At 42.2% G+C, this 15343-nt stretch carries 10 protein-coding genes and 1 pseudogene; 10 read left to right on the forward strand and 1 reads right to left on the reverse strand.

Annotated elements, in window-relative coordinates:
- The first annotated feature begins 10 nt into the window (after positions 1-10).
- From ABR335_RS02910 to ABR335_RS02950, 9 genes and pseudogenes are all read left to right on the forward strand, one after another.
- Positions 11-1156: a glycerate kinase family protein gene (locus ABR335_RS02910; protein WP_350346537.1), complete on the forward strand. Its 1146-nt coding sequence runs from the start codon at positions 11-13 to the stop codon at positions 1154-1156.
- A gap of 20 nt (positions 1157-1176) precedes the next feature.
- Positions 1177-1833 (forward strand): annotated as a pseudogene (locus ABR335_RS02915) (zinc-binding dehydrogenase); the annotation flags it as partial.
- Between the two features lie 137 nt (positions 1834-1970).
- Complete coding sequence (locus ABR335_RS02920; RefSeq protein WP_350346538.1) at positions 1971-3050, forward strand: PRK06851 family protein; 1080 nt, start codon at positions 1971-1973, stop codon at positions 3048-3050.
- 722 nt (positions 3051-3772) lie between these two features.
- Positions 3773-5644: an anaerobic ribonucleoside triphosphate reductase gene (locus tag ABR335_RS02925; protein ID WP_029142950.1), complete on the forward strand. Its 1872-nt coding sequence runs from the start codon at positions 3773-3775 to the stop codon at positions 5642-5644.
- On the forward strand, positions 5641-6117 hold the full coding sequence (gene nrdG, locus ABR335_RS02930) for an anaerobic ribonucleoside-triphosphate reductase activating protein (RefSeq protein WP_014097059.1): 477 nt from the start codon (positions 5641-5643) through the stop codon (positions 6115-6117). The genes ABR335_RS02925 and nrdG overlap by 4 nt, the downstream gene beginning before the upstream one ends.
- A 607-nt stretch (positions 6118-6724) precedes the next feature.
- The gene (locus tag ABR335_RS02935; RefSeq protein WP_161655869.1) at positions 6725-7981 is read left to right on the forward strand and encodes a dicarboxylate/amino acid:cation symporter; all 1257 of its coding nucleotides are present in this window, start codon (positions 6725-6727) and stop codon (positions 7979-7981) included.
- Between the two features lie 296 nt (positions 7982-8277).
- Positions 8278-9807 carry a type I restriction-modification system subunit M gene (locus tag ABR335_RS02940; protein WP_350346539.1) on the forward strand — a complete coding sequence of 510 codons (1530 nt, stop codon included), beginning with the start codon at positions 8278-8280 and terminating at the stop codon, positions 9805-9807.
- A gap of 6 nt (positions 9808-9813) precedes the next feature.
- On the forward strand, positions 9814-11031 hold the full coding sequence (locus ABR335_RS02945; RefSeq protein WP_350346540.1) for a restriction endonuclease subunit S: 1218 nt from the start codon (positions 9814-9816) through the stop codon (positions 11029-11031).
- A gap of 42 nt (positions 11032-11073) precedes the next feature.
- Positions 11074-13740, forward strand: coding sequence for a type I restriction endonuclease subunit R (locus ABR335_RS02950; protein WP_350346541.1), 2667 nt, complete (start codon positions 11074-11076; stop codon positions 13738-13740).
- A gap of 2 nt (positions 13741-13742) precedes the next feature.
- Here the strand turns inward: ABR335_RS02950 and ABR335_RS02955 are convergent, their stop codons facing one another.
- Positions 13743-14792: an IS630 family transposase gene (locus ABR335_RS02955; RefSeq protein WP_061577649.1), complete on the reverse strand. Its 1050-nt coding sequence runs from the start codon at positions 14790-14792 to the stop codon at positions 13743-13745.
- An 85-nt stretch (positions 14793-14877) separates the two neighbouring features.
- Here ABR335_RS02955 and ABR335_RS02960 point away from each other — a divergent pair, with 85 nt between their 5' ends.
- Positions 14878-15333 (forward strand): type I restriction enzyme endonuclease domain-containing protein, encoded by a 456-nt coding sequence (locus ABR335_RS02960; protein ID WP_350346713.1) that lies wholly within the window; start codon positions 14878-14880, stop codon positions 15331-15333.
- Positions 15334-15343 lie beyond the last annotated feature (10 nt).

Genomic DNA, 15343 nt, shown 5'->3' on the forward strand with positions numbered 1-15343 from the left:
GGGTGAGATGATGAAAAATCCAGTTTTTTTATTAGCGCCGGATTCGTTTAAAGAAAGCATGACGGCAAAAGAGGTATGTGCCGCAATGGAAGCGGGGATTAAAAAAGCGATCCCGGATGCAATTTGCATTCAGGTACCAATGGCAGACGGCGGAGAAGGAACGGTTCAATCGCTGGTGGATGCAACAGGCGGAACGATTTATCAGCAAACCGTCACAGGGCCGCTTGGACATCCGGTCACGGCCAAGTACGGGATTCTCGGAGACGGAGAAACGGCAGTAATTGAAATGGCATCTGCAAGCGGCATTCATTTGGTTACAAAAGAAACGAAAAATCCGTTGGTTACCACAACCTACGGCACCGGAGAACTGATTAAAGCCTGTCTGGACAAAAAAGTAAAACAGATTCTGATCGGCATTGGCGGCAGTGCTACAAACGACGGGGGCGCCGGGATGGCACAGGCGCTCGGTGTAAAATTTTTAGATGAAAGGGGCAGGATGCTTCCGTTTGGCGGCGGTGCACTCGGGGATTTGGCGGAAATTGATTTGGGCGGCCTTGATCCGCGCTTGAAAGAGGTGCAAATTTTTGTCGCATCCGACGTTACCAATCCTTTATGCGGGAAAAATGGCGCTTCCCATGTATTCGGGCCGCAAAAAGGCGCGACGAAAGAAATGGTTGCGCTCTTGGATGCCAACCTTTCGCATTATGCCGCCATCATCAAAGAACAGCTTGGCAAAGATGTTGCGGAGGTCCCGGGGGCAGGGGCTGCAGGCGGCCTCGGTGCCGGTCTGATGGTGTTCGCGGATGCCAGGTTAAAAAGCGGCATCGAGCTTGTCGTGGAATACACCGGATTGGAGCAAAAAGTAAAAGATGCTGATATCGTTTTGACCGGCGAAGGCAGCATCGATTTCCAGACGCAGTTCGGGAAGACCCCTTATGGCGTGGCCCAGGCAGCAAAAAAACATGGGAAACCCGTGATTGCTGTTGCCGGTTATGTCGGGGAACAAATTGATGTTTTATATGAAAAAGGCATTGATGCGATCTTTGGCATCCTGCCCTACCCAATGGCGCTTGAAGACGCTTTGCAAACGGGTGCTGCAAATATTGAGAGAACATGCGAAAATATCGCGCGGCTTTTGGTGCTAGCGAAACAGTAGAGGGCGTATCATATTTTCACGAAAATAATATTTACCGCGTGCCGGATTCCTTGTCTTTGGAGGAAGCTGCATTAGTTGAGCCTAGCGCGGTCGCTGTACAGGCTGTGAAAGATAGTGGTTTAAGATTTGGCGATACGGTTGCGATTTTTGGTGCAGGCCCGATCGGATTATTGACCATTGTTGCAGCACGTGCGGCAGGTGCAAGCCGGATTGTCGTGGCAGATTTGTCGCAACCTCGTCTGGACCTGGCGAAAAAAGCAGGCGCGACCGACATTATTAACTCCGGGGAAAAAGATGCCGTCCAAACCATCCGTGATCTTGTTCCGGGCGGCGTAGATGTATCCTTTGAAGTGGCCGGCGTTGCTCCGACTTTCAAACAAGCACTTGATGCAACGAAAGCACGCGGGATTGTCGATGTCATTGCTATCTTTGCACGCCCGATAGAATGGAACCCGATGCAGTTAACGAATACAGGTGTTAGCGTTACAGCATCGATTGTTTACACGAAGAAAACATTCCAACAAACGATTAACCTGATTGCATCCGGCCAATTGAAACCGCAAGACGTCTTTACCAGCCATATCCAATTGGAAGAAATCGTTGAAAAAGGCTTCGAAGCTTTGACAAAAGACAAATCCCAGGCGAAAATTTTGGTTAAATTGAGCGGGGAGAAATAAACCTTTTAAGAAGAGGCCGGCCCGGGCTGATTCCGGGCCGGCCTCTTTTCTTTGCAAGAGGAAATCACAACCTTTTTGCGGGGCGCATAGGCTAATGTGGAAAACCGTTAATTATCCAAACAGAGGAGTGGCGGGATATGGCTAGAAAAGTGTTGCATTATTTTGCAGGCGGCAATACCGGGAAAGGGTTTGCGCATTATTTGGATTCAAGTTTGCAGGGTTTGGATCGCGTGTTTATTTTAAATGGCAGGACAGGGAAATCATACATCATGGAAAAACTGGCGGAAGCGTGGAAGCAAAAAGGTTATGATCTTGAACTGATTCATTGCCCGTCTGCCCCTGATTCGCTGGATGGCCTGATGATTCCAGGATTAAAAACAGGAGTGGTGGATGGGAATGCGCCGTATGCGATTGAACCGAAAGCAAATGGATCGGTTATGATCCTGGAGGACGCATTGGACGCCAAATATGAAAAAGAGGTATTACAGCTGAATCGCCGTATACAGGAAGCCTATCAATCTGCGTACAAATCGTTTGCGGAAAGTTTGCGCCATCATGATGACTTGGAGGCCATTTACTTAAAAGAAATGGATTTTGAAAAGGCAGGCCAGGTGACACAGCAGCTGATTGAAAAGCTATTTGGCGGGAAAACCGGGGGCGGGAGCGCAACGGTATACCACCGTTTTCTCTGGGCAGCCACACCAAACGGAGCAGTTGACTTTATCCCAAATCTGACGGAGGGGCTATCGAAACGCTATTTTATAAAGGGGCGGGCCGGAACCGGCAAATCCACAATGCTGAAAAAAATTGCGGCCAAAGCGTCAGAAAAAGGATTCACGACTGAGATTTACCATTGCGGATTTGATCCAAACAGCCTTGATATGGTCATCGTCAGGGAACTCGGGTTTTGCATTTTTGACAGCACCGATCCGCACGAATATTTCCCTGAGCGAAATGGGGACGAAGTGATAGATATGTACGCGGCTGCGGTGACGCCGGGTACGGATGAAAAATACGCAAACGAAATTCAAGCTGCCCATAAGCGGTACAAAGACAAAATGAAAGAAGGGACCGCCTGGCTGCACGAGGCAAAAGTGCTGAACGATAAACTGGAAATGTACTATGATGAGGCACTGGACTTCGCAAAAGCGGACCAGATCTATCTCAAGATCAATCAAGGTATCCAGGAAGCTGAACGCCTGCAAACGCAATCGTGATAAAATGGGATGCCGCCGGGAAATGTGGCATTTTTTTTGAGGAAATGTAAGGCATTGCGGGGTTTTTCGGGAAGGCCCGTGTTTTTCAAAGTAGATTCTCACGCCCAGTGAACGCGGCACCAGCAGAAGAATGAAAATCAGCCTGTGCAATTTTCCAGGATAGTAAGGAAAGGCATCACGCGATTCCCCAGGTACCGATTTGCCTCCATAAGGCAACACATGATTCCCCACGGGGCTATCGTCTTGTTGAAAAACATTACGGTTTCCCGGTTTCCAGCGTAAAAGGGAAAAAGAAAGACCCGAATCGTTTTCCGGAGACGCTCCCCCTTTCGTATTGAAATCCAAAACACACTATGGTAGGATACTATATGTAGTTAGTTGTCTCAGAAATCAATACTAAATATAGTATTTTGGGTGAGGGTGGCAGATCTGTCTGAAAGGGAATCCAGTTTAAATCCGGGCTGCCTACAAAACTGTTCGGCTGTATTGCCCATCAGAAGGGCCAGAAGCACAAGCCAGGCCTGCCATAACTTGATGTTTCGGAGGGCGGAATTTTTGCCGTTTTGGCCGCCGTTTATTCCGCGATTGAACGGGTTGGTCGGGCAAGGATGTTGCGGAAATTTTAAGCCGCTACGCCGCAGCCTTTTTTCATTGAAAATGCATGATGTGCCACCTATTTTTTCATGCCCAAAACCGGTGCGTTAGAAAGGAGAACCAGTAAAATGATGACAAAAAATGAACAAGAAACCAGTGGCGGTTTTCCCCTGCATGCCTTAAATGAGATTGTGTTTTCCCATAATCATGATTTAATGCAAGAAAATGCAAATATGGATGGCTCTTCACCAATGGGGCAAATGTCAAAAATCTCTTCTGAAGTCAGCAAAAGTTATGCAAAGCAAATGTTGCTTAGCAAAGAGGTCGTAAAGGCGATTGATGACAATTTTATTTACCCCCATGACCTTGATTTTATGGTAACGGGTACGACCACATGTTGCCAGATTCCGCTGGGCGGGGTATTAAAGGGCGGATTTAATACCGGACATGGGTATATGCGTGAACCGAAAGACATTGGCAGCGCGATGGCTTTAGCAGCGATTATTTTCCAAGCCAATCAAAATATGCAGCATGGCGGGCAAAGTTTTCCGATGTTTGATTATGATCTTGCTCCTTACATAGAGAAAACCTTCCATAAAAATAGAAAACGTTTGAAAACCTATGCCACCAGCTATACAGACGAAGAGCTTGAGGCATTAGCCTGGGAAGAAACCGACCGGGATGCGTACCAGGCATGTGAAGCTTTTATCCATAATTGCAATTCGATGCATTCCCGCGGGGGAGGGCAGGTCCCGTTTGTATCTATTAATTACGGTACCGATACGTCCAAAGCCGGGCGATTGCTCGTAAAAAATATGTTGTTGGCAACGAAAGCCGGGCTCGGGAAAGGGGAAACACCGATTTTTCCCATTCAAATTTTTAAAATGAAAAAAGGGATCAATTTTGAACCCGGGGAACCAAATTATGACTTATACCAATTAGCACTTGAAACGACGGCAAAACGTTTATTTCCGAACTTTAGCTTTATAGATTCCACGTTTAATCGTCCCTATTATGACGGCACGCCGGAATCAGAAATTGCGTATATGGGCTGCCGCACCCGTGTGATGGCAAACCGCCATGGAAAAGAAAATAGTATCCGCCGCGGGAATTTGTCCTTTACTTCTATTAATCTTGTAAAAATAGCGCTGATTGCTAAAAATGAATGTGAATTTTTTAACATACTAGATCGTTATCTTCACCTTGCCATTCAACAATTGTTAGAACGGTTTCATTTCCAGGCAAAAAAGCAGGCGAAACATTTTCCTTTTTTGTACGGGGAAAATATTTGGCAGGATAGCGAAAATTTAAACCCGGATGATGAAGTAGGAGAAGTATTAAAACATGGCACATTAAGTGTTGGTTTTATTGGGCTGGCTGAAGCACTGGTTGCACTGACAGGCAAACATCATGGGGAGTCTAATGATTCTTATCAATTAGGGTATCGTATCATTCAGCATATGCGGGAGAAAGTGGACAAAGCAAGTGAGACTTATGATTTAAACTTTTCCTTAATTGCAACGCCGGCAGAAGGGTTATCAGGGAAGTTTACGCGAAATGACCAAAAAGAGTTTGGAAAAATTCCCGGGGTGACGGACCGGTCCTATTATACGAACTCATTCCATATTCCGGTTTATTATCAAATCAAGGCGATTGATAAAATAAAAATTGAAGGTTCTTTTCATAAATTATGTAATGGCGGCCACATCACTTATATTGAGTGTGATGGGGATGTTTCAAAAAATGTCCGTGCTTTGGATCGATTGGTAAAAGCCATGGCGCAATATGATATTGGCTATGGTGCCATCAATCATCCCGTCGACCAGTGCGGCGTCTGCGGTTATTCGGGAATCATTGATAATGAGTGCCCGGTTTGCCATAATGCCGATGAAGGTAGGATTGGGCGCATTAGACGAATAACCGGTTACCTGGTTGGCGATATGAAAAGGTGGAATTCAGCCAAACGTGCAGAAGAGAGCGAAAGGGTGAAACATCAATGAGGGTCATGAATATCATCCACGATTCGGTTGTTGACGGTGAAGGTTTGCGAACCGTGATCTTTTTTGCAGGCTGTCCGCACTTTTGCAAGGGATGCCATAATCCGCGGAGTTGGAATATCCATAATGGGACAGAGATGCCGGTTGAAGATGTCGTTGCAGAAGTGGCCGGCAATCCATTAACAGATGTAACCTTTTCCGGCGGTGAACCCTTTTTTCAAGCGCAAGAAGTGTGCGAAGTGGCAAAACGATTAAAAGCACTGGGGAAAAACATTTGGGTTTACTCAGGCTATACATTTGAACAATTAATCGCTTCCGATGATCCCTGTAAACGGGAATTGCTGCGATATTGTGATGTGCTCGTTGATGGCCCGTTCCTATTGGCAGAGCGGGATTTAACCTTATCATTCCGCGGGAGCAGAAACCAGCGGATCATTGATTTAACAACAAAGCGGGGAATGGAAAGATCATTTTAATCAAAGGCAAAAGTGGAGAGATGGTTGCCCATCTCTCCGCTTTTGCCGGTGTATAATCTAGCTTGTTCGGATGAATCATAGGATGGAAGATTTCTTTATAAACTATATCATCCGTCATCTTCTTCATCATTTTTCGCGGCGCATCTTTAGCAAGGCTGGTCGCGCTGCGGATGAGGGATTTTCCGAATACAGATGCTTGGTTGACCAACTTGGCAAACGGGTTCAGAGTACATGAACGACAACCTGTATTTTATTGAGAAGCGGGTTGGCTTCATTTCTCACTTTATCCTGCAACTGTTGAACAATTTGCTTGGCTGGTCGGCATGATGAAAAGGCCCGATTTCCCCCTAAAAGCAGCCCCTATATGATCAAGGTAAAACTGATCATTTCCAAATATGCTTCCCATACAATGGAGAACTACCTTGCCCTGTCATGATCACTGAACCGGTTTAGGAAAGCGGAGTAGTAGTTTAAAGACGCCTAAATGTCAGGTATAATAGATTGTGAAGATTTTCAATTCGCACTTAATTGGGATGGCAAAGGAGTGAAAATTGGCAGTTTCCGTATTTTGCGTACGATTCATTTATCATTGGAGGGAGGGCATCAGATGAAAAAATTTTTTGCTTTTCAAGTTATGATTGGCTTGATTTTAGGGGCCATAATAGGGGCAATTTTCCCTGATTTCGGGACGAAGTTGAGGCCGGTCGGGGATATGTTTATTCACCTGATCAAAATGATTGTCATTCCGATTGTGTTTACAACAATTGTCGTGGGGGCTTCCGGCGGAAACGGGAATATGAAAAAGATGGGTTCGTTGGGGCTGAAGACGCTCATTTGGTTTGAGCTGGTTACGACGCTTATTTTGGGCATCGGCCTGCTGCTTGTGAATCTCTTAAAACCCGGTGTTGGAGTGGATCTATCGCATCTGGCCAAAACAGATATTTCACAAGTAAAAGCAAACGCGTCCACAGTGGTTGATTTTAAAACGATGATTGTCAACATCATTCCAAACAATATTGTGAATGCAATGGACCAAAATAATTTACTGGCTGTTATTTTCTTTGCCATTCTATTCGGGGTGGCAGCCGGTGCAATCGGGAAAGCAGCCGAGCCGGCATTGAAATTTATGGAATCGGTTTCAAAGGTGATGTTTAAATTGACACAGATGGTCATGGTTACCGCGCCGATCGGTGTTTTTGCCCTGATGGCGTCTTCCGTCGGCCAGTTTGGCATCAGTCTTTTCATTCCGATGGCCAAACTGATCGGGGTTGTCTATCTTGGACTGGCCATCGTCATATTCGGCCTGTTCCCGCTGATTGCCTGGATGTTCAAAATTCCTTATTTTAAAGTATTCCGGATGGTTTGGGACTTATTTCTGATCACTTTTTCAACGACAAGCACAGAAACAGTCCTTCCGCAGCTTATGGAGCGGATGGAAAAATTCGGATGTTCCAAACGTGTTGTCTCGTTCGTTATTCCTGCCGGGCTATCGTTAAATTGCGACGGCTCCACATTGTACCTGTCAGTTGCTTCTATTTTTATTGCCCAGGCATTCGGTATACCGATGAGCCTTGAACAGCAGCTGATTGTCATGGCGGTTTTGATCGCGACTTCAAAAGGCATTGCAGCTGTTCCAATGGGTTCCCTCGTTGTGCTTCTGGCTACGGCAACAGCCGTCGGACTGCCTGCTGAAGGTGTGGCTATTATTGCCGGGATTGACCGGGTGCTGGATATGGCACGCACGGCTTGCAATACACCGGGCCACTGCCTTGCCAGTATTGTTGTTTCCAAATGGGAAAAAGAGTTCCATCCAAATGAAGCATTCGCTGCCCGCCCGGAAACACAATCGGTTCGCCAGTCATAAGCGGGAATGGGGCATATGATGTCCCAAAAACCCCTCTATTTGGCTCATGCACTGATGATCCTGAATTTCATGAAACGCTTGTGTGAATAGTGGCTCAAATGAATGATCCTAAACAGCCAACTGTATCATGCTTACAAGGGGCTCCCATCAGCCGTTTCACGACTTTTGGGACAGCCCCTTTTTGGGATCGCAAACGTTTTAAAAAACATTCCTGTTTGAAAGGGAATCCAAAAATTTCCATTTGCCGCTGTGAAGTATTATAATGGGGAAGAACTTCAAACCAAGGAGGAAAAAGAATGGTTGAACAGACAACACAAGAGAAAATTAACAGCGTTTTATGGCAAGCTGCCGATACGTTTAGAGGGAAAATTGATTCATCAACGTATAAAGATTACATATTAACCATGTTGTTCATTAAATATCTGAGTGATACGTATAAAGAGAAATTAGAAGAATATACAAAGCGCTATAATGGAGATGAACAACGCATTCAACGTGCACTATCGAGAGAACGTTTTGTATTGGACGAAACATCAACATTCGATTATTTATATAGCAAAAGAAATGATCCGGAAATTGGAGAGATTATCAACAAAGCATTGGAAAGAATTGAAAATGAAAACTCAGGGAAACTTCGTGGCGTTTTCCGCAATATTGATTTTAATTCAGAGGCGATTCTAGGGAAAGCAAAAGAACGGAATGCCATGCTCCGTTCATTATTAGAGGATTTTAATCAATTATCTCTAAGACCGTCGCAATTAGGAAATGAAGATATTGTAGGGAATGCTTATCAATATATGATTGGTCTGTTTGCATCAGATGCAGGAAAAAAAGGTGGAGAGTTTTATACACCTGCCGAAGTATCAGAACTTTTGGCACGACTGGTAAAACCACAAGAAAACGATCGTATTTATGACCCAACATGTGGTTCAGGTTCATTGCTGATTAAGGTTGCCAAACAAGTACCAAGTAAAAAAGTGGCCATTTACGGTCAGGAACGGAATGGAGCTACACACTCATTAGCATTAATGAATATGTACTTACACGGCATTGATGATGCAAAAATTGAGTGGGGCGATACATTAGCAAATCCGTTGCATTTGGAAGATGGCAAGTTAATGAAGTTCCAAGTCATTGTTGCGAATCCCCCATTTTCATTAGACAAATGGGCAATGGGATTTGCCGGTGAAGGAAACACAGATAAAAAATTTAAAATGGAAGCAAGCCTTGACCCATATAGAAGATTTGAATGGGGCGTTCCGCCAAGTTCAAAAGGGGACTATGCGTTCGTTCAACATATGCTGTATTCATTAGCGGAAAACGGAAGAATGGCGACGATCCTGCCTCATGGTGTTCTTTTCAGAGGATCGAGTGAAGGAAAAATCCGTAAACAAATTATTGAGTTGAATCTGTTGGATGCTGTCATCGGGCTTCCGGAAGGTTTATTCTACGGTACCGGAATCCCAGCTTGTATCATGGTATTCCGAAAAGACCGTACACGAAAAGACGTGCTATTTATTGATGCTTCTGGTGAAGAACATTATGAAAAAGGCAAAAACCAAAACAAACTAAGAGAACAAGACATAGAAAAAATCGTTGAAACGTATGAGAAATGGGAAACGATTGATAAATACTCGTATGTCGCTACACTAGATGAAATTAAAGAGAATGACTATAACTTGAACATCCCACGTTATGTCGATACGTTCGAAGAAGAAGAACCGGTTGATATGGAAACAGTGAAAGAAAATATTGTAACCATTAAGAAGGAACTTCAAGAAGTTGAAGCACAGATGGAAAAGTATTTGAAAGAGTTGGGGTTGTAAAGGGCGGTGAGAGTAGTAGTGTGCAAAAATCAACAAAATATTTTAAAAGAACCATTTGTTAAAACTAAACTTGGTGAGGTTTGTAATTTTAAACAGGGCAATCAATTTGGCTTAGAAGAACAATTGAATTATCCTCATGAAGGTTATGTTAGATTTCTTAGAATTGAAAATTATACGCAAAATTCAATGGATTTTAGGTTTGTTAAGGTAGATGATGAAAATAAAATTATTGATGAAAAAGATATTGTAATAGTAAGGTATGGGGCTTCAGCTGGATATGTCGGAAGAGGATTTAGTGGAGTTTTAGCTAATAATCTGTTTCGAGTAATCCCAAAAGAAAGACTTGATAGAGAATTTTTATACTATTTATTAACGGATGAAAGAGTTTATGATTATTTTCAAAAGAGTATGATTGGTGGGGCAATGCCTGCATTAAGTTTTAAAATTGTTGAAAACTTGAAAGTACAATTACCTTCATTACCAGAACAACAAAAAATCGCCTCTATCCTCTCTACTTGGGACAAGGCAATTGAACTAAAAGAAAAGCTAATCGAGCAGAAAAAACAGCAGAAAAAAGGGTTAATGCAGAAGTTGTTGACGGGTGAAGTGAGATTGCCTGGGTTTGATGGGGAGTGGGAACAAGTAAGGTTAGGTGAACTTGCTAAATTACAAGGTGGATATGCTTTTAAATCATCAATGTTTAAGGAAAAGGGTATACCCATTGTTCGGATTTCAAATATTCTTCCAGAAATAACTGATTATAATCAAGAGTTCGTATACTATGATGAAATTAAAATCTCGGATAATTTTATGGTTCAATATGGGGATATTCTAATAGCAATGTCTGGGGCAACAACCGGTAAAGTGGGTATATACAAAAAAAATGAAATTGCATATTTGAACCAGCGTGTTGGGAAATTTGTTAACCTTGATAAAAGTAAATTAGATTATGGTTATTTGTATTATTTAGTAACGTCTACTAAGTTTAAAACTCAACTAACTGAAGAATTGGCAACGGGTGCACAACCGAATATTAGTAGTAAGCAAATTGAGAATTTCAAATTTAAAATACCATCAATAAATGAGCAGATTAGTATTTCGAAGATCTTAGCCCAATTTGATAAATTTATATCTTTACAAGAAAAAGAATTAATCTATTTAAAACAACAAAAGAAAGGCCTTATGCAATTACTTCTTACGGGAAAAGTCCGAGTGAAGGTATAAACACCTTACTCTTCCCTTATTTTTTCAACAGGAGGTGTGAGGATGGCAAGGGAGAAGAGTTATGATGAACGGTATATAAGCCAGGTTCCGGCCATTGAGGTGTTGCAGAAGTTAGGATATCAATACCTATCACCGGAAGAAGCAGAAAGAATGCGGGGAAACCTACATCATGTATTGTTGACAACCGTTTTAGAGGAAAAGCTAAAAGAATTGAATTCTTATGAGTATCAAGGTCAAATTTATCAATTTAGCGAATCCAATATTCGCCAAGCCATTCGTGATTTAGATGAGCCGCTGACCAATGGATTGGTGAAAACGAATGAAGTGATTTATGAGACCATCATGAACGGAAGAAGCTATACAGAGTTTTTGCCGGATGGATCCAAAAAATCTTTTACCATTCAATATATCGACTGGAACAACATCGAAAATAATGTCTTTCATGTAGTGGAAGAGTTTGAAGTGGAACGAATGGATGGGCGTGGAACTGTAAGGCCGGATATTGTGTTGTTTGTGAACGGGATTCCTTTTGCGGTCATTGAATGTAAAAAAGCGTCGATTTCTATGAATCAAGGAATCAGTCAAATGATTCGCAATCAGGGGAAAGATTACGCCCCACAATTATTTAAGTTTATTCAAATTGTGATGTCCACGAATAAAAATGAAACCAAATACGCAACATGCAATACTCCGAAAAAGTTTTGGTCTGTTTGGAAAGAAGAAAAAGAGGAATGGCTGCAGAACTGGCTGGATAAAACAGTGGAAGGCAGACTGCCAACCATGCAAGATAAGAACATCATTTCACTGTTTCACCCCGAGCGTTTGTTAGAGTTAACCCAGTTCTTTACCTTATTTGATAAAGACGTGAAAAAAGTAGCCCGTTATCAACAATACTTTGCCATTAAAGAAATTATAAAAACGATTGAAGAACGAGATGAAAACGGCAATCGTCAAAGCGGCGTGATTTGGCACACACAAGGTTCAGGGAAATCACTAACGATGGTGATGTTGGCCAAGTATATTTTATCTGAGCTGCGAGGTTACAATCCGAAAGTCATTGTTGTAACAGACCGGGTTGAATTGGATAAACAAATACATAAAACATTCAGCCATACAAGATTAAAAGCAAGTCGTGCAATTTCTGGAAGCCATTTGGTAGATTTAATAAATGATAACCATTCTGATATTGTTACGACCTTAGTTCATAAGTTTGGTACGGCGTCTTCCAAACAAAAGCCAATTGAATCAAGGGATATCTTTGTTTTAGTCGACGAATCACATCGTACACAGTATGGCGAGCTTCATCTAAAAATGAAGAAAGTATTCCCGAATGCTTGTTATCTCGGCTTTACGGGGACACCATTAATGAAAAAAGAAAAGAACACATTGATCAAATTCGGCAAACTCATTCATAAATACACAATTGCCGATGGTGTTCGGGATAAAGCGATCGTTCCCCTTTTATATGAAGGAAAAATGGTGGAACAATCGGTGAATCAAAAGGCGACCGATCATCGTTTAGAAATGATTACACGCAATCTGAATGACAAGCAAAAAGAGGAAGTAAAGCAAAGATGGAGTAAATATGAAAAACTTGCTTCTTCGGAACAGAGAATTTATTTAATTGCGGAAGATATTAACAAACATTTTGTAGAAAACTATAAAACACAGGGAAGCCAATTCAAAGCGATGTTGGCCACTAATAGTAAAATTGAAGCGATCCGCTATCTTGAGGCTTTCGAGGAACTTAGTGATTTGAATTGTGCCGTTGTCATATCCCCTCCTGATCAACGGGAAGGACATGAAGCAGTCGATCAGGAATCGAAAGACAAAGTTCAGCGGTTTTGGAAAAGAATGATGGATCGCTACGGAACGCCTGAAAAATATGAGGATGCGATCAAAGATGAATTCGTAAATGGCGACGAACTGGATTTGCTGATTGTCGTGGACAAATTGCTGACAGGTTTCGATGCGCCAAGAGCGACGGTGCTTTATGTCGATAAGCCAATGAAAGAACATACACTGTTACAAGCCATAGCCCGGGTCAATCGTCTTTATGAAGGAAAAGATTATGGATTAATCATTGATTACCGTGGTCTGTTGGACAAATTGGATGAAGCGATGCAGATGTATTCTGGAGCAGGGTTGGAAAACTTCGATCCTGAAGATTTAAAAGGAGCCATTTACGATGTGATAAGCATAATCGGATCATTACGGCAATATTATTCCGATTTATGGCAAATTTTTGCACCAATCAAGAACAAGAACGATAGAGAAGAGTATGAAGTATGGTTGGAGGACGAGGAGCGCAGAGAAGAGTTTTATGGCGTTTTAAGCAATTTTGGCAGAAACCTTGGGATTGCGTTAGAATCGGAGAAAATCTATAATACTTTACCACCTGAAGAACTTCAAAAGTACAAAAAGGATTTCAAGTTTTTCCAAGATTTGCGGAAAAGTGTGAAGCTGCGTTATTCGGATACCATTGACCATAAAGAGTATGAAGCGAAAATGCAGAAATTAATGGATAACTATATCGCTGCCGAGGAAGTTATCCGCATTACGAATCCTGTAGATATTTTAAACGCAAAAGCTTTTGAAGAGGAGTTGGAGCGTTTACAGTCAAAGAGAGCCAAAGCGGATGCAATTCGTACTCGTTTAATGAAGAGCGTTCATGCAAAGTGGGATGAAAATCCATCCTATATAAGGTGAACTTAAGTTTTTGACAGCTCTAATCTAACAAGCAGCCGGTCAATGACTTCTTGGCTCTTTTGGCTGGCTTGTTTCATAAATTCCGCCACGTGGGAGCGAATTTGGTAAAATTTGCTGAAAAAGACGTTGTTTACGACATCTTGCTTTAGCCACTTCCATAATCCTTCCACTGGGTTCAACTCAGGGCTGTATTTAGGAAGAAAAACAAATTCCATTCGTGGATTTTCTTTCAGGAAATCCTTGATAAATTGTGATTGATGCACTTTGCTGTTGTCCAAAACCATTACAATTTTACCTTGCGGGTATTTATTTAAAATGAGTTCTACAAAACGTCTAAAGGCCAAGGAATTACTTTTTTCTTCTTCATAGTGCGTAATTTCGCCGGTTTCATAGTTTATGGCAGCGAACAACTTTGCACCCTTATGCTGGCCGTATGTTTTGATTTTTCGCTGCTGTCCTTTTGGGAACCAGTTATACTGCAGAGCCTGATAAGCACGGATGAATGCCTCATCTTCGAATAACAGGTGATCGATGATCCCATTCTCCAGCTGCTGTTTTAGCTTTGGGAAAGTGACTTCTTTGAATGCTTTTTGCTCTTCAGGATCTGCTTTTGCCAAAGTATATGTGGCCTTTGTATAGCTAAACCCAAGCCGGTGTAACATTTTAGAAACGCCCCTTGGGGTATACGACTGTTGAAATTCACGCTGGATCCAATCGGCGATTAACGGGAGCGTCCAAGTGTATTTTGCTTCGAACCCAACTTCTGCAGGGGTTTTGTTTATAATGGTTTCGGCCAACTGCTTTTGTTGATCTTCCGTTAATTTCTCAGGTTTACCTGTTGGTTTTTTCATTTGAAGGCTGGAGATTCCGCCTTCTTCATAAGCATGACAGTAATTCATGACCGTTTGCCGGGTACGTCCTATAATCTTAGCAATTTCTGGATAAGTCCGGCCTTCTAAATGTAACAGCACAGAGAGATAACGCTCATAAAGACGTTTATCCCTTGTGTTTTGCATAGCGTTTCGCAATTGTTCAAGTTCTTGATTCAACATTTTTTCTCCGCCCTTTTTAGGATAGTTACAATCTATATACCCAAAAAAGGACCGAGGAAGTGAGCAAAAATGATTAATTCGTTTTATATACTATAAAAAGTTTTCTGAGCGCATACAAGAGGCTATTCAAGAATACAAAGATAAACGCATTTCGGAAGCAGAGTATTTAAACCGAATGAAGGACATCATGAATGATTATCGTCGGGGTGAATCATCAGAAAGATATCCTGAAATAATAAAAGAAAACCGGAATGCACAGGCCTTTTACGGCGTAACGAAAGATATTTTGAGTGAAACAACAGAAACTGCCGCAAGTTATGACACGAATACTCTCGGAGATTTAGCCTTAAAAATAGATGAAATCATTCAAGAACACCAAAAAGTCGATTGGCATGATAATGTAGAAATCCACAATCGTATTGCCCAAGAGTTGGATGATCTCCTCTTTGATTTTAAAGAAAAGCATAATTTGGATATCGACTTTGATACGATTGACAAAATCATTGAGCAAATTAAAACGGTTGCTTTAAGACGTTACTAAGGGCGGAACA

Source organism: Heyndrickxia faecalis (genome assembly GCF_040267745.1).
GTDB lineage: Bacteria > Bacillota > Bacilli > Bacillales > Bacillaceae_C > Weizmannia > Weizmannia faecalis.